Below are 20551 nucleotides of genomic sequence, written 5' to 3'. Positions count from 1 at the left end.
CGAATGTATCACTTTATCATAAACCCACATTCCAAAACTGGAAAAGCCAAAGAATTATGGCAAGGGTTAAGACAACGTTTAGAGAACGAAAGCATAAATTACAAAGAGTACTTTACGACCGGACATGGCCATGCTACCCAAATCGCAAAAGAAATCTGTACAATAGATAACGAAAGAAAAACAATTGTTATTGTCGGTGGAGACGGAACCGCTAATGAAGTGATTAACGGTATTGATAATTATGAAGACGTCCTACTTGGTTACATACCAATGGGCTCTAGTAATGATCTTGCCCGTGGATTATTATTACCAAAAAATCCAGCGGAGGCACTAGATAGAGTATTAAATCCAAGAAAGATACGTGCCGTTGATCATGGACAAGTAACATTCGAAGATGGATTACCTAGAAGATTTTCAGTTAGCTCAGGGATTGGTTACGATGCTGCAATTTGTCAAGTTGCTCAAACAACAAAGATTAAAAATTTTCTAAATAAAATTGGGATAGGCAAATTGACTTACTTCTTAATAGGAGTAAAAGAAATCTTCGCAAATAAGCCATGCGATGCTACTGTAATAGCAGATGGTATCACTTATTCCGTTAAAAACTTAATATTTATGGCATCCCTCATCCACAAATGTGAAGGTGGTGGATTATTGATGGCTCCCGATGCCAGTGATAATGATCGAAAACTTTCTATTTGTTTGGTATCAAATATTCCAAAGTTAAAAATATTATTTGTAATGCCAACCATCTTTTTGGGCAAGCATACCAAGATTAAAGGTGTTCAGATGATTACTTGTAGCTCTGTATCTATTCACACGCAATCCCCGTTATATGTTCATACGGATGGTGAAGTGCTTGGAGAACATACAGATTTAACACTTCGTTGTACCAGTGAACAAGTTAATATAATAACCTAGAAGTTAATATAATAACCTAAAAGTCAATATAGTAGTCTAGAAGTTAATATAAGCCTAGAATCAATATAGTAGTCTAGAAGTTAATATAAGCCTAGATATCAACGTAGTTGCCTGGAAGTTAATATCAATAAAAGCTAGAAACGAATAACCCATAGAAAAATTTTTCTTAGGTTATTCGTTTTTTTGACTCCAAAAATCCTCCAATAATTCCTGCATTTTCTCTTGATTTACGATATCATACTGCTCCCATTCTCTTGGAAATAGATTTTTGTACTGAGAATTTAAAAAACGTTCATCAAGCAATAAAATCGCTCCTTTATCTTCGACCGTACGAATCACTCTACCAGCAGATTGAAGTACTTTATTAATCCCCGGGTAAAGGTAAGCATGGTCAAAACCAGATCCGTTTCGATCATCATAATATCCACGGAATAATTCTCTTTCGTTACCAACCTGCGGTAATCCCGTTCCTACAATCACCGCACCAATCAAACGATCTTTCTTTAAGTCGATTCCTTCTGAAAAGATTCCTCCCATAACACAGTAGCCAACCTTCGTATTCGTAGGATTTTCCTCAAACGCAGCTAAAAATTCCTCTTTCTCTAGTTCTCCCATACTTGTCTTTTGTAATAAAAGATTTGGGATTCTATCTTCGCTTAATTGGGCGATTTGTTGCAACATCTGATAAGAAGGAAAGAACACAAAATAATTCCCTACCTTTGCATTTACAAAGCCTTCGATATAGGAAACAATCCTCTCATACTCATCTTGACCCCGCCTTGTATATTTTGTACTGACATCTTTTGCTATCATGAGCAGCCTTTTTGAAACTTCAAATGGAGAGGGTGCATAGATAGCATAATCTTCCTCGGAACCGCCAAGCTGTTCCTTATAATACGTAATTGGTAATAATGTAGCAGAAAAAAAGATGGAACTCCTTCCCTTATTTAAACAGGTTAATAAGTTTCTTGCAGGATCCATACAAAGAAGCTTTACACGAAATTCTCCTCTCTCATCATAGTCGGAATAGATTAGATAGTCCTCCCCTAATATGTCATGAATAGCAAGAAATTTTCGTAGATCAAAAAATAGCTGTGATACAACCTCTCTGCCTTCAAAATCACCATATTCCTTAAAAAACTCTTCATACTCTGACATAAGTCTTAAAAGAGGCAGTACCAAATCATTCACATCTTGTAATACTTCTATGTCATCACAACCACGCTTTAACCGAAGCATTACCTCATTACAGGCTTCGAGCCTCTTCACCATTGTCTTCGACTTATCTTTTACAATACCTTTTACCGTTAAAAAATCCTGTTTATACAGCATAGCACTGTACATTTCCCTTGCTCTGTCTACTAAGTTATGAGCCTCGTCAATCAAAAAAACATAATCCTGTTTCTTATCATTCTCAAAAAATCTTCTTAAATACACATTGGGATCAAATGCATAGTTATAATCGCATATGATGCCATCTGCCCATAATGTCACATCAAGACACATCTCAAATGGGCATACACAATGCTTCATAGCATACTGCTCAATCAGTTCTCTTGATATTCTTGATTCACTCGTTAATAAATCAAAAACTGCATCGTTTACTCTGTCATAGTGTCCTTTGGCTCGTTCACATGCGGCCGGATTACAGTTAGGCTTGTCTAAGATACAAATCTTATCTTTTGCTGTTATCGTAACAAGTTTCATCGATAAGCCCCGCTCCAAGAGCAACTGATAAGTATCCTCTGCGACAGTACGTGTAATTGTCTTGGCAGTCAGATAAAAGATTTTTGAAACAAAGCCTTCTCCCATCGCCTTCACTGTCGGAAATACTGTTGAAATGGTTTTTCCAACTCCCGTTGGTGCTTCTATATATAATTTTTTATCTCTTATTATGGTCCGGTAAACGCCAGTCACTAAATCTCTTTGTCCAGGGCGATATTCAAAAGGAAATTCAATCTGTTTGATGGATTCATTTCTGCTCTCCATCCACTTAATCTGCCATGCCGCCCATTTACAATACTCTTGTATCAAATTCTGGAACCAGTTTGATAGTTCCTTAAACTTAAGTTCTTCCGATAAAATTCTTATTGCCTCAGTTTCAAGATGACAATAGGTAATCTGAATACTTATTGTATCCAGTACTCGCTCCTTGGCATAAATATAGGCATAGCATAAAGCTTGTGCACGATGAACTGGAATCATCTCAGTAATCTGACTGATATCCGCATAAACACATTTTATCTCATCAATGATAACGTGGATGTTACCTTCTGCCCCATTCTGCTTTGAAGGATGTTCCTCTGAAGGATGATGTTCCCCCAAAGTAGGATTTTCCTCCAAAATAGGATTTCCCTCCAAAATAGGTTTTCCCTCCAAAATAGGTTTTTCCTCTAAAGTAGGTTTTTCCTCTAAAGTAGGTTTTTCCTCCAGAATAGGGTTATCCTCCTTAGTAGGCTCTATATTCGTAATAATGCCATCCGCTCTGCCTTCAATAATAAGCTCAAATTCGATATCTTCCCTCGACACCGGAACTGTAACACGAAGTGCCACTTCTGGCTTATATTCAGGCCCCATTCTTCGCTGAATCTTTCGATGTAGCCTGCTGCCTTCTTGCATGGCATCAGGATCCCTTTTTCCAACAGAGTTATCTAAGTCCCCTGATTTCATTATAAATTCTACTAGATTACGAACAGATATCTTTATCGATTTTAAGTCAGTATCCGGCATTTGGTTTCTCCCATCTCTTAGTTCTATGTAATGAGTCAGATTACTAATTTAACCTCGTTAGTGTAGTGGCAATGAGGTTATGAGTAAGTAGTGTAAGCGGATTGCAAATATCCGCTTTGACCCTTTTAAACGTTCTCTTCTTATTCTTTCTTAAGTCATAGAAACTATCCTTTTTATTATAGCATTCAAGAAATTAAAGAACAAGTGTTTCGGTGTTCTAATACAAAGTAGAGCCTTGCTTTTTTCCATTGAATCTGTTATAGTCAAATGGTGGAATTTAACTTTCACAATTTTGAGAAGTGAGGTATATAAAATGGATAAACATGGCGATGACTGTAACTGCAGCAGTGACGAATTTTTTCATGACCAAGTAACATTAACTTTAGAGGACGATACCGAAGTTGTTTGTGATATTATAGCTGTATTCCCATGCGGCGAGAAACAATACATTGCATTACTTCCAGAAGATGCTGGAGAAGAGGGTGAAGTATTCTTATATGAATTCATCCAGAATGGTGATGAGATCGAATTAGAGTCCATCGAAGATGATGCTGAATTTGAAGCTGTTTCTGAAGCATTTGATGAGTTCATAGATTCTGAAGAATTCGACGAAATGTTTGGAGACGAAGAAGCAGAGGATGAAGAATAAATATTAAGGATATTGCGAAAGCAGATCCCAAATAAGAAAAAGCACGCTTCGCGTGCTTTTTTTGATAAGAATTATAAAGTGAGAGTCTCGAATAGACCTACAGGAAGCATAGTATATTCCAAGGATTCGCTGCTCTCACTTTTTTCATAAAAGGTAGTTTACGAAGCGTACTCTTCTCAATTTAGTGCGCCCACGCAGGCGCAATCAACCTATCCCTATCATATGAAATACTGATTGTCTAGACCACTTTGATCATTTGATTTCGTATACAAAATTCCATGTCTAGCACCTTTGGAAGAAAAATCTTATCAAATTGTATTGTTAACTTATTCTCTTCCATTTTCTTAATGCTTCCCTCTCCATAGATGGAATGATGAATCCTCATCCCTTCTCTTAATTCCATAGGACTAACAAGTAATTCCCCGACAAATCTGGAGGGTGATAATTCTTTATTATACCGTTGCTTCACATAAAAGATATGAAGAAAACTCTTTGCTCTCGTCATGGCGACATAAAACATCCTTCTCTCTTCCTCCATATCCTCTGGTACCACTGCTTTTTTATGAGGTGTTATTCCTTCATTTGCATCCATAAGGATAACCACATCAAATTCCAAACCCTTGGAAGCATGAAACGTAGTTAATATCACGCCATCCACATCTTTTTGATTCTGTTTTAATGCCTGTTCCTTTAGTCCGTCTTTGTACTCATCAATGTGATTTAACCATTCCTCATGCGTTTTATATTCTCTTGATTCTTCTTGAAGCTCGGATAAAATGTCATAGAGCTCTTCCACCTTTATTCTACGAAAGGCCGCATATTCCTTTAAGTAATCATCATAACCTACTGCCCTACGGATATAGTTAATTGCTGCATATGGATTTGTTCTACGAATTAGTGTTAAATCGTAAACTAATTTATCAATTCGTTCGACAACATAAGGCTTTTCCATATAGAATTCCCTTATTGTGTTTAAATCCACATCTGTCTGCTCTAATGCCTCTCTACTAATATACCGTTTTGGTCGATTCATTACCTGTAAAAAAAGACCCCTCTCCCGAATTCCCATGGATAACTTAATATAGCAAATTAGATCCTTAGCAATCCAGTGCTCATAGATGTTTGGTAAGCTGTCTCTCATCTTAAATGGTATGTTATACTCCATAAGCTTCGTAACGAGTGAACCTGGTTGCGTGTTCGTTCGATAAAGGACAGCAATTTGAGAATAGCGCATCCCCATCTTACGATAATGATCAATCTCCTCAAGAATCGCTTGATTTTGTGCTGGCAAATCGGAAAATGATTTTACATTAATCTCATTTCCTGGCTCATGTATCGATTGTATCTCTTTCGGAAATCTCTTTTTGTTATTACCAACAACTTTAAGTGCTCCTGTAATAATATTCCCTTTGGAACGGTAGTTTTTATTTAAAACGACTTTCTTTACTCCTTTATATTCTTCTTCAAAGGATAACATGATCTCCGGCTTTGCACCCCGAAACCGGTAGATACTCTGATCATCATCGCCCACGATAAATAGATTGTTTTTAGGTTTCGCAAGCATCTTGATAATTTCATATTGAATACGATTGATATCTTGAAACTCATCAATAAGGATGTATTGATATTTCTGTTGCCATAAGGACAATATGTCAGGTCTTTCTATTAATAACTCATAACAAAGAAGCAACATATCATCAAAATCAATCTTGTTTTGATGACGTAACTTCTTATCATATTCTTTGTATATTTCCTGAAAAGTCTCTTCGGAACAATTCATAGAGTAGTAATGAGAAATATCCATGTTTTCTCCCTTAACTAAACTGATTTCCGATCCAATCCCTTCTAAAAATTCTTTCTCATCCTCTATCTCAAGCTCCATCGATTGGATGATATCGCGTAAGAGGCGGTATCTCTCTTCTTCTGTTATTATATTAGAAACACTGTAGTTATAAGCAAATCGTAATATCTTAAAAAAGATTGCATGGAAGGTTCCAAAATTAACACCAAACCTTCCTTGTCCCATTAACCTATCAAAGCGTTCCTGCATCTCCATAGCAGCAGCTTTGGTAAACGTAATTACTAGAATGTTATTTGGTGAAATACCATGCTGCTCTATAAGATACTGCGTTCTTCTTATGATCACTAAGGTCTTCCCAGAACCGGGTCCCGCTAGAACAAGCATGGGACCTTTATGATGTTTAATCGCTCTCTCCTGCGCTTCATTCACTGTTTTCATAACTAACCTCTATTTCTACACTAACTCTTGTGCATCTTAAATTTATGTCAATGACTTATTCAGGCATAATATTACGGTGAAGTAGCTCTCAGTAGACCTTGCCTCAGTTCGCAACATGCCTTGACAATCCTTAAGCATTTGAATCCTTGACTCTCACATAACTGATCCTTACTACTATCATACCATAGATAAAAGCGTGCTCCTAGTAGATCGTACAGAAAAAAAACAGTATCTTCCTTGTGCATATTGAACATGGAAAATACTGTTTTCTAAAATTTTAAACTTTAAGAGAGCACATTCTTCTTATAGGGAACTGCTTAATTTATCAATTGCGATGCGTATTCTTCTAAGACTTTCCTCTTTTCCAAGAATGCTCATAATTTCATATGCTCCGCCTGGTGTAGACTGCTTACCGGACACTGCAGTACGAACTGGCCATAAGCCTTGACCATTCTTAATTCCATTCTCTGCAATATAGCCCATTAATACACTTTCAATAGAGGAAACAGAGTAACACGTAAGTTCCTCAAATCTTGGAAGAACATCTTGTAATACCTTTAAAGAATTCTCAGAGTCTGTCTTCATCTTCTTATGAGTATACATAGCGATATCATACTCAGGAAGCTCATCGAAGAAATCAATCATCTCTGCAATATCAAGAAAGGTTTCAATTCTTGTCTTTACTAAATCAGCAATAAATTTCAAATCGTAGTCTTTTGTAACTACTTTCTTTATTTGTGGAAGTGCATACTCATAGTACTTCTCACTATCCATTCTCTTAATATACTCTCCGTTCATCCAGCGAAGTTTATTCATATCGAAAACGGAAGGAGATTTATTGATGTGAGTATAATCAAATTCACGAACTAATTCTTCTAAAGAGAAAATTTCTTCATTAGTTGTAGAACTCCAACCAAGAAGAGCGATAAAGTTAACAATTGCTTCTGTAACAAATCCCTGCTCAATTAAATCTTCAAAAGAGGAGTGTCCGCTTCTCTTACTTAATTTTTGATGCTCTTCATTTGTAATTAATGGGCAGTGGATATAAACTGGCTCTTCCCAACCAAATGCTTTGTATAATCTAGTGTACTTTGGTGTACTAGATAGATACTCATTTCCACGCACTACATGAGTAATTTCCATGAAATGATCGTCAATTACGTTAGCAAAATTATAAGTTGGGAATCCATCGGATTTAATTAGAATCATATCATCTAATTCAGAGTTTTCAACGGTAATAGTTCCATAAATAGCATCAGTAAATGATGTAGTTCCTTCGGTAGGCATATTCTGACGGATTACATATGGCATACCAGCCGCTAAATTCGCTTCAACTTCTTCCTTACTTAAATGAAGACAATGCTTATCGTATTTGGTTATTTCTTTACTTTCTCCATCTTCCTCACCAACAGCACTCTTTAATGTTTCTAAGCGTTCCTTAGTACAGAAGCAATAGTAAGCTTCCCCATTTTCTACTAACTCTTTTGCATATTTTAAATAAATTCCGGTAGCCTGACGCTCGCTTTGAACGTATGGACCAAATCCTTTATCTTTATCTGGACCTTCATCATGAATTAACCCTGTCTTTGCTATGGTGCGGTAAATAATTTCAGTAGCACCTTCTACCAAACGTTCCTGATCTGTATCCTCTATTCTTAATATAAAGTCTCCACCTTCATGTTTAGCAATCAAATACTCATAAAGTGCAGTTCTTAGATTACCAACATGCATACGCCCTGTTGGACTTGGTGCAAATCTGGTTCTAACCTTAGCCATTTGTAATCCCGCCTTTTCTAAAATTTTCTTTGGATTCTATAATAATTGCCATCTCGTGCCGATTTCATATATGTGAAACTCGTACTTTTACTAGAATCCCAAGATTCAATATGTATTACTATAATCCATCCAAAATGTCCTGTCAAGGTAATAAGATACATCCTTTTCTGCATTTTATCCATCCGTTATTCACCTATATTTCTATTTAAATATCATCTATTATTTAAAGACAAATATCATCAATTATTTAAATACAGATATCATCAATTATCCATACACAGAAAAGGGTAAAATAAACTTAACGCTTATCTCACCCTGCTTTTCTTCTATATTCTCAAATTCTTATATCTTTTGTCAAATTCCCGAAAAATGACTTACTCAATTCTTACCATCTTGCTCAACCTGATATCCCTAGAAGAGCTACCAACTTCAATGATGAACTCTCCGCCCTCTAATACAAATTTCTTACTCTCGGTACAATAATAGGTAAAGGCAGATGGCTTTAATTCCATCATCAATTCTTTTTCCTCTCCCGGCTGTAAAAAAACTTTGGTGAACCCTTTTAATTCATGAATAGGGCGCTTTACACTGCAAACTGGATCAGAAACATAAACTTGAATTGTCTCAGCTCCAGCTGTCTTCCCTGTATTTCTTATACTAAAACTTAGGAATGCGCCTTTTCCCTTATTTGCTCTTACTGTTAAATTTTTATAAGTGAAATTTGTATAAGAAAGTCCATGACCAAAACAAAATTCTGGTGTGATATTTTCCGTATCATAATAACGATATCCTACCATAATGCCTTCGTTATAATAAACACTTCCTTTTGTACCAAATTCCCCAAATTTATGTGCTGGGCAATCATTTAGCTCCTTTGGCATCGATTCAGGTAATTTTCCAGATGGATTTACAATTCCAAACAATACATCTGCTAAAGCTTTACCACCTTGCATTCCATTATAATAGCTCCAAACGATTGTTTTAGCTTTATTGGAGAATTTCTGCATAGAAACCGGTGATCCTGCACAAACAACCAAGATTGTATTAGGATTCGCATCGAGCACTTCTTCAATTAGTTTTTCCTGAGCATAAGGTAATTCATATCTTTTACGATCACGACCTTCCATATCTTGATGATGATCTAATCCTACAACAAGAATAACATCCTCCGTTTCTCTTGCAAGTAAAACCGCTTCTTCCCGAAGACGTTTCTCTTCTGCCTTTCTTTTTTCTTTACCTTCTTTTTCTAGCTCTAGCCAGACTTGTTTTCTCTTTGCTCTCTCCGCCATAACGTCAGTGCTTGTTTCTTGATATCCAATTATATCAAAGACTTTTTGATATGATACATAGTAACCTGGACGATAGGTGACTTCCGTATTACCACCAAGTTCCATACGAATTCCTAATAAAGGTGAAATTTCATAAAGTGCTTTGACTTCTGCACTTCCACCACCAGCGGCATGCAAGATATTCGCATTTTGCCCAATGACAGCTAACTTCTTAATATTTTTCTTTAAAGGTAGTCTATCCTCTTCATTTTTTAATAATATAATAGATTCCCTCGCTACCTTAAGTATCTCTTGTTGATGTGAAATCATATTATAAGTCCCTGATTCTCTTTGTTCTGACTCTTCTCCAATCATCTTTAATCGAAGCATAAGTCGAAGAATATTTCTAACTTTTTTATCTATCTCAGCTTCAGAGATTTCATTTCTATGAACCGCCTCAAGAAGCGGATTTGCCATGTTATATTCATCAAAATTAGGTTTCACATCCATCTCAATATCGAGTGGTGAATTCGCTGCTGCCTTTGTATCATGGACACCACCCCAATCCGATATAATGGTTCCATCATATTCCCATTCTTCCCTTAAGATAGTCCCAAGCAGATAAGAATTTTCACAACACTGAGCACCTCGGAACTTATTGTATGCTCCCATGATGGAATAACTTTCGCCATTCTTAATTGCGGCCTTAAAACCAGGCAAATATATTTCAAATAATGCTCTATCCTCTAAATCTGTATCCACTGCCAAACGGTCAGTCTCTTGATTATTTACAGCAAAATGCTTTACACAAGCTGCTACATCATTCTCCTGTATCCCTTGAATCATGAAACTTGCTAATTCTTCAATTAGCTTTGGATCCTCGCTCATGTATTCAAAATTCCTACCACAGAGAGGGCTTCTTTTAATATTAATACCTGGCGCTAAGATAACATCTTTTCCTCTTCCCCTTGCTTCACTACCAAGAACTTGACCTGAAGTATAGGCAAGATCTTTATTCCATGTAGCTGCTATTGCACTATTGCTCGGAAGATAAGATACGTAATCGTCCGTTTTGCACGCAAGAAACCACCTATTGTCTTCAAACTCTCTACGAACACCCATTGGGCCATCCGACATCTTCAAGGAAGGTATGCCAAGGCGTTCCACCCCACCACTACGAAAGATGCCATTACCATGAATTAGACCTATCTTTTCTTCTAAGGTCATCTGACTTAATAATTCTTCGATTACTGATTCATTTACCTTCTTCAAAATATCACAGTCCTTTTCTATTTTATTTTTTCACTGTATCTTCTTACGACACTCATTTGCGTTGTTTTTTTTAAAATATTTAAAATTTTATTACCTACCAATTACCCTTATCTATACGAATTTCTTTGTCTGCACGAGTTCCTTTTTCTGCACGAGTTCCTTTGTCTTCACGAGCTCCTCTGTCTGCATGAGCTCCTTTTTCTGCACATACTCTTTTATCCACACGAACTCCCTTGCACTACCAACCTAGGTAATGCAAGGTTCTATCTTTATCGTAATGATAGATTCATAGCATTAAGAAATTGCAACTATAGCAACCACAGATTCCTGTGCCAAAATAATCGTATCGTTTCCATCCACTTTAAATGAAACACCTTCTACGCTATTTACGACATAGTTCTTTAAGACAATACTTACCGGTACTTTTGATGTAAGATTTATTGTTATCTTACCACCATTTAATACTGCACTCATTACTACCGCCTTTTCTCCGGTTTCTTGATAAACAGTAGTTGCTACCTCTACCCCCTCTTGTAACTCATATATTTTTAACTCAAGATCCTTCGTATACTCATAGACTGCTCCTTGACCTTTCGGACCAGAGGCAATGATGCTACCTTGTTTTACATAGAGTGGTATGCTTAGGTAACTATGTTCTTCTTCATACCATCTCCCACCCTCTTTTACTTCACCGGTCAGATAATTGGTCCATTTCCCCTTAGGTAAGTAATAATGAGCCATACTATTCTCATTAAATATCGGAGCAACTAGTAAACTGTCGCCGAGAAAATACTGCTTATCTAGGTAAGAGCAATTTGGATCTTTGGTATATTCCATCACCATACTTCTCATCATTGGAATACCTGATTCTGAGGTCTCCACAGCATTACGATAAAGGTATGGCATAAGGGAACCTTTTAACTCAGTAAAGAAACGAACCACATCGACTGCTTCTTCATCATACGCCCAAGGAACACGATACGAAGTACTACCATGAAGTCTGGAATGGGTGGATAATAAACCAAAAGCTGCCCAGCGCTTATATACATCCGGTGTTGAAGTACTCTCAAATCCTCCGATATCATGACTCCAATACCCAAATCCAGACATCGTTAAGGATAAGCCTCCGCGAAGACTTTCTTCCATAGATTCATAATCAGACCAACAATCACCACCCCAATGAACAGGGAACTTTTGCCCGCCTACGGTTGCGGATCTAGCAAATAAAATTGCCTCTTCTCTTCCCTTACAGCTAGCCAAAACATCATAGACTGTTTTATTATATAAATATGTATAATAATTATGCATTTTCATCGGATCGGAACCATCGTAGTAAACAACGTCAGTAGGGATTCTCTCACCGAAATCTGTTTTAAAGCAATCTACTCCCATATCAAGTAAAGCTTTCAGTTTCTCACCAAACCACTTACACGCTTCTGGGTTTGTAAAGTCAACAACCGCCATACCTGGCTGCCACATATCCCATTGCCATACGTCCCCATTCTTTCTTTTTAGGAAATAGCCTCCTTTTACACCTTCTTCGAAAAGAACCGATTCCTGGCCGATATAGCTATTAATCCAAACACAAATCTTTAACCCTTTTGCCTTTAATCTAGCTAACATATTCTTTGGATCTGGAAATACTCTGCTATCCCATGTAAAGTCAGACCAGCAAAAATCCTTCATCCAGAAACAATCAAAATGAAATACTCCTAGGTGGATTCCGCGTTCTAACATGCCATCTACAAAGCTATTTACTGTTTCTTCATCGTAATTTGTAGTAAAGGAGGTCGATAACCACAGACCAAAAGTCCAAGGTGCAGGGAGCCCAGGCTTTCCTGTTAAGTCAGTATAGCGAGCCAATACCTGCTTTATATCTGGCCCATTGATAATAAAGTAATCGAGGCATTCTCCAGGTACTGAAAAGCCTACTTTGGTCACCATCTCAGAGCCAATTTCAAATGAAACCTTCTCCGGATGATTAACAAAGACACCATAGCCTTTGTTTGTTATGTAAAATGGAATGTTCTTATAAGATTGTTCGGTAGAGGTACCGCCATCTTCATTCCAGATATCAAGAGATTGACCATTTTTTACAAACGGTGTAAATCTCTCACCAAGTCCATAAACAAGTTCACCTACAGAAAGCGTTAATTGCTCTCTCATGTAAGTATCCTCTTCACCACCATCATCGTAAGCAAGCCCTTGCCAATCTGTTTTCATATAGGCTAGATCTCGCCAACCGCTGGAGGTTAATTTCTCATTCCCACGATAATAAGCAAAAGCTGCGTTTGATTTTTGTACTTCCAAACGAAGACTTCCATTTTTAATTATTAAAATATCCTCTGTGTCCTCACACTCTAGTGTACAAGCCCCTGATAAGTCTAACTCAAACTCAGGACTCTTCTTTCTAACTCCCATATAGTGATAAGTCTTAACACGCAAAACTTCCGGTGCCGGTGCTGTAATAAATATCGTAAGATTCACGCCACCTAAGGTATCACCGCGGTGATTGATTTGATGTGTTGTGGTAAGTATTCTTACCTCGTTTTCTTTGATTTGATAATCATAAACCTGCACTGGTGAAAAACATTCAGTACCTTTCTTTTGTAACCAACATCCATTACTGAACTTCATAACAACTCCAATCTGTGTGCTTTAGCACACGTTAAATTATATCTGTGCGAGACACTTTTACCACTCTTGAAGATGTGCCTGTAGTATCCGTTTGAAAGAAAATCTATAGTTTCTTTCAGGCTAAGATTATTGTATACTGTCATGAACATGAAATGTGAATGTTACCTTGATACTAAAAAACTCATTGTTTCACATCCGTTACAAGTATTATATCATAGTCCTAATAGGATAAGAATAAAGCATTCTTTCTTCTTCGATGTATTATGTTATAATTCTTTTATACTAATAATGGTGTTTTCCATAGCTTACAAATCCTGGATTGTAGGCGCAAAGTTACCTAAGAAAAAGCACTTCCGAACTTTCCCTTGTTACAAATCAAAAAAGCCTTAATTAACTTATGTACAATCTAAGTACAATCTAAGCTAATTAGGCTTCTTTATAAGCTAATGTATTTTATTTTCCGTAAATCGAATTTAATATTGCGGTTGGATCAGATAGTATTTCACCACCAGTCATCCCTATCGCAGCAAAAAGAAATATGACAAGAACAAGTGCAACAATAAGTGTAGCACGTGCCCAATTCTTTCTTGTCAGAGGTATTGATTTACTGAAAGACCAATAAAACAGTAATATTAGGAATGCATAAGGTCCTATTGGAGGAATAAACCCTAACATCATTACTGCGAGCCATTTCCCTACGGACATTGGTTTTTCTTGCACTACTGCACTCCCTTGAGCATTGGTATTACTATCTTGATTAGTAAATCTTCCAAGCACTTGATCCTTCATAGAGCTGTTTCCATAAGCGCTTTGTTCATAATTTGTCTGCCAAGGGCCATTCTGACTAGCACTCCCCTGACCTAATCTTTGCTGCATTGTAATATCTTGTCCATAGACATTAGGACTCGAAGAATGCTCATTCTCTAACACTCGATTATCCATTCCTGGACGAAAAGGTGCTCCACAATACTCACAGAAATTAGCTTCTTCATTTTGTATCGTTCTTCCACAAATTTTACAAACCATAATAAACCTGCCTTTATTAATTATTAGCAAATCAATCTTAACTTTTTAAAATCTCTTTGCCATATCCTCTTGTTCAAATATATCGGATAGGGAATTGCAGAACTTTCCTATCCGCAAGAAAAAGCAAGTCTTGCGAACTTTTCCTTGTTTTGTATTCAAAAAGGATAAGAAGTAAAAAGTACTTCTTATCCTTTGGGTCGTTCCTATTCTGCTAGAAGTCTTTTCATGTATCATAACACTTTTTTTTAAAAAGATAAATAAACTTCTACTGAAATTTTATTAAATTATAGTTTATTAAATTATTATGCAATGGTAATAATCTTTCTTGGACACTTTTCAGCGCACTTACCGCAATGAGTACACTTAGAGTAATCAATGTGAGCAAGATTATTGGTTACGGTGACTGCATCGCTTTCGCATACCTTCACACACATCATACATCCAATACATCCAACGCTACATGCAGCGTTCACATCTTTGCCCTTATCCTTAGAGTTACATTGTACCTTGCAAGTTGAACTTACTGGAACAAATTCAATTAAGTCGTTTGGACACGCTGTAATACATTTTCCACATGCAACACATTTTTCTTTATCTACTACCGCAATACCATTTACAACATGAATTGCATCAAATGCACAAGCACGTACACAGCTACCATAACCCATACAACCATAGATACAAGTCTTCTCGCCATTTCCAGGTACCGTAGAAATCTTCTTACAATCTGGAGTTCCAGTATAGTGATACTTTACGTTTGTCTTATCACAGGTACCATTACATTTTACAAATGCAACATTACGTTCACTCTCTATTGCTTCTGTACCCATAACTTCACCAATTTTAGCGTGAATTTCGGCGCTTGCAACAGGACATCCACTCACAGGTGCTTCACCAGCTGCAATCGCTTTTGCTAGCCCATCACAACCTGGATATCCACAGCCACCACAGTTATTACCAGGTAATAAATCTCTTACTATTAACTCACGTTCATCTACTTCAACCTCAAATACCTTGGCTGCAAGTCCAAGAAGAATACCAATGATTAAGCCAACACCACCAACAATAGCTGCTGCTGTAATAAGCCCTTGCATATTGAAAGCAAGTACACCAGTATTAGATAAGAGGTCAAATAATGCTAAATTCGTCATGCTCTTTTCCCCCTATCCTATAACAAGCCTGCAAATCCCATAAAGGCAATTGACATCAATCCTGCTGTAATCAACACAATTGGTGAACCTTGGAAGGATTTCGTGACATTGTTATTCTCAATTCGCTCTCTTACACCTGCCATAATAACAATAGCAATTAAGAAACCAATAGCCGTACCAGCACCATAAACAACACTAATTACAAAGCCATTTCCCTTTTGGACGTTATCGATGGCAACACCGAGAACTGCACAGTTTGTTGTGATTAATGGAAGGTATACACCGAGTGCATTGTATAGACCTGGTGAGAACTTCTTTAAGAACATTTCAATAAACTGAACTAAGGCTGCAATTAAAATAATAAATACAATCGTATTCATATATTTTAAGTCAAGTGGAACCAAAACCACATCATAGATTACACTACATAATGCAGAGGCTATGGTAATAACGAAGATTACTGCTCCACCCATACCTGCTGCTGTACTAATTTTTTTAGAAACGCCGAGAAACGGACATAAGCCGAGGAAACGACTTAAAACTACGTTATTCACGAGCGCTGCTGCAATAAGCACTAGTAATAATTCCTTCATCTAAATCTCTCCTCCTATTTCTTCTCTGTCTGATTAGCTGCACGTGCCTTTTCAGCTGCTGCTTTTTTAGTTGCTTCTTCTTTTACGGAATCAAGTAGCTCATGATTGCTATGGCATGCACTACCGCTACAACTGCTGCAGTTACCGCCACATGCAAGCTTGTCAGCCATTGGAACATTTGTTGCAGATTTTAACTTCAACTTATTTTGAAGGGCTGTCAACATCGCAAGGACAAAGAATGCACCCGGTGCTAATACGAAGATAGAAAATGGTTCATAGCTATCTGGCATAATAGAAAAACCAAACGCAGTACCTGCACCAAGTATTTCACGGAATAAACCAATTAAAGTTAAACCAACGGTAAATCCAAGTCCCATACCTACACCATCAAAGATAGATGGGTATACTGGATACTTTGATGCATAAGCCTCTGCTCTACCTAGGATAATACAGTTAACAACGATCAATGGGATGTAGATACCAAGGGAATCATTTAATGAAGGAAGATATGCCTGCAATAATAACTGCACAATAGTTACGAAGGAAGCTACCACTACGATAAATGCTGGCATTCTTACCTTATCAGGGATAGCCTTACGAAGCATAGAAATTAGCATGTTTGACATGATAAGAACTGCTGTTGTCGTAAGTCCCATACCTACACCATTGATTGCTGAAGTTGTAACCGCAAGAGTCGGACACATACCAAGCATTAAGACAAATGTAGGATTTTCTTTAATTACACCGTTATAAATACGCTCTAACGCTTTACTCATGAGTAACACCTCCTACACCATTCTCTAATAAATCATTCGCAAAGGCAAGACCTGCATTCACTGTACCTGTTACTGCAGAACTTGTGATTGTTGCACCACTGATGGCATTAATTTGATCATCACCAGTCTTACTCTCAGCTGACTTAATAACTTTAAAGGAGTCTACATTTTTATCGGAATATTGTCCTTTAAAACTATCGTCATTGGCTTTTGCACCAAGGCCCGAAGTCTCATTCATACTAATAATTTCTATTGAAGTTAAAGTTCCGTCTGCTTTTACACCCATTGTAAACTTAATATCCCCGCCATATCCTGCTGAAGAAGTTAAAGTCATAACAAAGCCAAGTGCATTTCCGGCTTCATCCTTTGCAATACATACTTCGTTGATAGTACTTGAAGTAAATCCTTGAGAAGTTAAAAATTCTTTGGAAGAATCTACTTTGGCATTCACATCTTCATTCTTATCATCTACCAATTTTGCATCGGCAAAAACCATCGAATATGCTTTAGCCTTCGCTTTTGCTTCTGCTTCTGCGATTGGGTCTTTCGTAATTTCATATACAAAACCAAGTGCAACAGCCGCTACTAAGGTAATCGCAAATAATGCAATCGCATCTTTAATTATTGTTGACTTTTTCTTATTTTGCAAGTTTCTTACCTCCCATTCCGAAGCCCCTTGGCATCGTGATTTTTTCAATCAACGGCACCAATAAGTTACAGAAGATAATAGCGTAAGATACACCCTCTGCGGAACCACCAAATACACGGAATAATCCGGTTAACGCGCCAAGACAAACACCAAAGAGGATTTGACCATACTTCGTAATTGGACAGGTCACGTAATCAGTTGCCATAAAGAAAGCACCTAATATTAATCCACCACCAAGAATCTGAGCTAACACATATTCTACATCAAATCCTTTGCCGCTAAATAAAATTATAAATACTGCAAATGTTGCGATATATGTCAATGGAATTCGTAAGGAAATAATTCTACGGTATAATAAATAGCATGCACCGATTAAAAGCATCATGGCACTTGTTTCACCAATCACACCACCATGGAAACCAAAGAACATATCAAGTAAACTTGGAGCTGCCTCGGAAGCTTTCATCGCTGCAAGTGGAGTTGCACCGCTGACGCCATCTAATCCAGCATAACCATAGTTAAATAAATATAATGTTCTACTTGAAGTACCTGAATTTGTAAATGCATCTACTGCAAATGTTGTCATACGAGAAGTAAAACAGATGGATAAGAAACATCTAGCTGCAAGAGCAGGATTCATAAAGTTTTGTCCAAGTCCACCATATAACTGTTTTACTACGATAATTGCAAATACACCACCAACCATTGGAATCCATACTGGAATGGTAGCAGGCATATTCATACCGATTAATAGACCGGTAACTAGAGCACTACACTCATAAGGACGATATGGGTGTTTCATTAATCTTTCATACAAAAACTCGGATACCACACAGGATGTCACCGAAACTAATAATACCAAAAATGCTGAGAAACCGAATTGATAAATACCAAATAAACAAGCAGGCATTAACGCAATTGCAACATCTCTCATAATCTGAGCTGTCGTTACACCACTACGCACGTGCGGTGATGCAGAGACATTATACATATCTTTCAAAGATTCCACCTCTTTCTTAAGTCTTGTCTCATTCTCCTCTTTAATTACTTCTTGCGTTCGTTAAGAATACTTCTCTTAGACTGCTTAAAAGCCTGTGTTAAATGACGTCCTGCTGGACAGATATAAGAACAACAGCCACATTCACAACATTCCATACCATTTAACCCTTCAAAGCCTTTATCATCAAAACGCTCTGCAAACTCCATTAATTTCTGTGGAACAATTCTACCTGGGCAAACTTCCACACAACGTCCACAACGGATACATGGTCCCTCCTCCATATCCGCTACTTCATCTGAAGCAAATGCTAATAGTGCACTAGAGGTCTTCGTAACTGGTATATCTAAGGAGTAAAGAGCAAGTCCCATCATAGGTCCACCAGAAATCAGCTTCGCAGGTTTTGCACTAAATCCTCCTACAGCTTCTACGAGTTCACTATAATTAGTACCAGTTAATACGATAAAGTTCCCTTGATTTTTCACAGCATCTCCAGATACTGTTACGACTCTTTTAATAAGAGGTGTATTCTCTGCTACTGCTCTACAAACTGAAATCATCGTATCTACATTATTTACGATACATCCAATATCCGATGGTAGCATAGTAGAATTCATTTTGCGTCCCGTTATTGCATAAATTAGCACACGTTCCGCACCTTGAGGATATTTTGTTTTAATAACTTTTAATTCAATTCTGTTCTCATTTCTTAATGCATGTGTAAGCATACTAATTGCTTCTGGTTTGTTATCCTCTACTGCAATAATAGCCTTTGCATTTTCAAATAAACGAAGTGTAATCTTAATACCTTTAATTAAGCGATTTGTCTCTTCTAACATCATGCGATAATCACTAGTTAGATAAGGTTCACACTCAGAACCATTAATGATTAAATAATCAATCGCGCTATCATCCTTTGGGGTTAGCTTGATGTGTGTTGGGAAACCAGCACCTCCCATACCTACAATACCAGCTTCCTTAATAATAGAACGAATTTGTTCCTTTTTAAGAGTCTCGTAATCTCTCTCTACTCCGAATCCTTCTACCTGAGTATAAGCGTTATCATTTTCCACAACAATGGATTCCACCATAGTGCCTGCCACATTTAATCTTGGTTCAACAGCTTTTACTGTACCAGATACAGAGCTAATGATGCAGGCGGAAACTACTCCATCTGCTTCACCAATTTTTTGACCTACTAAAACTTTGTCGCCTTTTGCAACAATAGGTTTTGCTGGATTACCAATGTGTTGAGACATTGGATACACAAGATCTCCTTTTGGTAGCAATAAAGTGGTTGGTTTATCCTTCGTTAGCTCTTTTCCTTCATAAGGATGAATGCCGCCTTTGAATGTTCCTGCTGCCATTTTTTCTCCTTCTTTCTTTCTAATTTAACTGACTCCTTCTCGGTGTACAGCTATAAACATTTCAGATACTTTCCACAAACCTGTGATAAAATTAACACATAGTTAGCGTGAGTTGATGATACAATAGTCTTTTTCTTTGCTTTCGTTTCTATTTTAACACAAAATAAGTACTTTTTGAATGAAAGAATTTAACTATTTGCAAATCTTTTTCTAAATCGACAAATTTGAAAATAAAATACTTTCTCTCTTTCCGTCCATACGTAGTACCCGTACTTTGTGTCAATTGTAAGCGATTACACTATTAATCCTTTGGATATTGATAAAATATTATCATATTCTCCTTAAATGTTGATTAGTAGGTATGTACCAGATTGTGTGAAACTATTCACATAATGTAAGCGCTTTCATATAAATAATAAGAAAATTTATTAACACCAACCATTTAATTATACCATAATATAGTTTGGTTTCCAACAGTTTATTACATAGTTCGTGAGCAT

Annotated in this window: 15 protein-coding genes; 2 read left to right on the top strand and 13 right to left on the bottom strand. The window is 37.0% G+C overall.

All coding sequences use genetic code 11. The features are described from left to right. Positions 1-3: 3 nt before the first annotated feature. A complete protein-coding gene (locus CPHY_RS01235; protein WP_012198255.1) occupies positions 4-921 on the top strand; it encodes a diacylglycerol/lipid kinase family protein in 918 nt (305 codons plus the stop codon). 171 nt (positions 922-1092) lie between these two features. Here CPHY_RS01235 and CPHY_RS01230 read toward each other — a convergent pair whose 3' ends face one another. Further along, the gene (locus tag CPHY_RS01230) at positions 1093-3651 is read right to left on the bottom strand and encodes an ATP-dependent DNA helicase (protein ID WP_012198254.1); all 2559 of its coding nucleotides are present in this window, start codon (positions 3649-3651) and stop codon (positions 1093-1095) included. A 313-nt stretch (positions 3652-3964) separates the two neighbouring features. Here CPHY_RS01230 and CPHY_RS01225 point away from each other — a divergent pair, with 313 nt between their 5' ends. After that, a complete protein-coding gene (locus tag CPHY_RS01225; protein ID WP_012198253.1) occupies positions 3965-4300 on the top strand; it encodes a DUF1292 domain-containing protein in 336 nt (111 codons plus the stop codon). Between the two features lie 238 nt (positions 4301-4538). Here the strand turns inward: CPHY_RS01225 and CPHY_RS01220 are convergent, their stop codons facing one another. The 12 genes from CPHY_RS01220 to rsxC all read right to left on the bottom strand — a co-directional run bounded on the left by CPHY_RS01220 (position 4539) and on the right by rsxC (position 20051). Beyond that, entirely contained in the window at positions 4539-6539 is a 2001-nt protein-coding gene (locus tag CPHY_RS01220; protein WP_012198252.1) for an ATP-dependent helicase, read from the bottom strand. Positions 6540-6842: 303 nt separating this feature from the next. Continuing rightward, positions 6843-8315 (bottom strand): glutamate--tRNA ligase, encoded by a 1473-nt coding sequence (gene gltX / locus CPHY_RS01215; RefSeq protein ID WP_012198251.1) that lies wholly within the window; start codon positions 8313-8315, stop codon positions 6843-6845. Between the two features lie 374 nt (positions 8316-8689). Beyond that, positions 8690-10855 carry a beta-glucosidase family protein gene (locus CPHY_RS01210; RefSeq protein ID WP_012198250.1) on the bottom strand — a complete coding sequence of 722 codons (2166 nt, stop codon included), beginning with the start codon at positions 10853-10855 and terminating at the stop codon, positions 8690-8692. A gap of 94 nt (positions 10856-10949) precedes the next feature. Then, the gene (locus CPHY_RS22275; protein ID WP_012198249.1) at positions 10950-11078 is read right to left on the bottom strand and encodes a hypothetical protein; all 129 of its coding nucleotides are present in this window, start codon (positions 11076-11078) and stop codon (positions 10950-10952) included. Between the two features lie 71 nt (positions 11079-11149). Further along, on the bottom strand, positions 11150-13492 hold the full coding sequence (gene yicI / locus CPHY_RS01205) for an alpha-xylosidase (RefSeq protein WP_012198248.1): 2343 nt from the start codon (positions 13490-13492) through the stop codon (positions 11150-11152). Positions 13493-13945: 453 nt separating this feature from the next. Then, a complete protein-coding gene (locus tag CPHY_RS01200) occupies positions 13946-14518 on the bottom strand; it encodes a zinc-ribbon domain-containing protein (protein WP_012198247.1) in 573 nt (190 codons plus the stop codon). A 302-nt stretch (positions 14519-14820) separates the two neighbouring features. Then, the gene (locus tag CPHY_RS01195) at positions 14821-15612 is read right to left on the bottom strand and encodes an RnfABCDGE type electron transport complex subunit B (protein WP_041703832.1); all 792 of its coding nucleotides are present in this window, start codon (positions 15610-15612) and stop codon (positions 14821-14823) included. Positions 15613-15686: 74 nt separating this feature from the next. Then, positions 15687-16262 carry an electron transport complex subunit RsxA gene (gene rsxA, locus CPHY_RS01190; protein WP_012198245.1) on the bottom strand — a complete coding sequence of 192 codons (576 nt, stop codon included), beginning with the start codon at positions 16260-16262 and terminating at the stop codon, positions 15687-15689. A 14-nt stretch (positions 16263-16276) separates the two neighbouring features. Then, complete coding sequence (rsxE, locus tag CPHY_RS01185; protein ID WP_012198244.1) at positions 16277-17038, bottom strand: electron transport complex subunit RsxE; 762 nt, start codon at positions 17036-17038, stop codon at positions 16277-16279. Then, the gene (locus tag CPHY_RS01180; protein ID WP_012198243.1) at positions 17031-17687 is read right to left on the bottom strand and encodes an RnfABCDGE type electron transport complex subunit G; all 657 of its coding nucleotides are present in this window, start codon (positions 17685-17687) and stop codon (positions 17031-17033) included. The genes rsxE and CPHY_RS01180 overlap by 8 nt, the downstream gene beginning before the upstream one ends. Then, the gene (locus CPHY_RS01175) at positions 17677-18687 is read right to left on the bottom strand and encodes an RnfABCDGE type electron transport complex subunit D (RefSeq protein ID WP_012198242.1); all 1011 of its coding nucleotides are present in this window, start codon (positions 18685-18687) and stop codon (positions 17677-17679) included. Before CPHY_RS01175 ends, CPHY_RS01180 begins: the two co-directional genes overlap by 11 nt. A gap of 44 nt (positions 18688-18731) precedes the next feature. Then, on the bottom strand, positions 18732-20051 hold the full coding sequence (gene rsxC / locus CPHY_RS01170) for an electron transport complex subunit RsxC (protein WP_012198241.1): 1320 nt from the start codon (positions 20049-20051) through the stop codon (positions 18732-18734). Positions 20052-20551 lie beyond the last annotated feature (500 nt).

It is taken from the genome of Lachnoclostridium phytofermentans ISDg (assembly GCF_000018685.1).
GTDB lineage: Bacteria > Bacillota > Clostridia > Lachnospirales > Lachnospiraceae > Lachnoclostridium > Lachnoclostridium phytofermentans.
The sequence above is the reverse complement of the archived record's forward strand: the minus strand, read 5'-3'. Positions and strand labels throughout refer to the sequence as shown.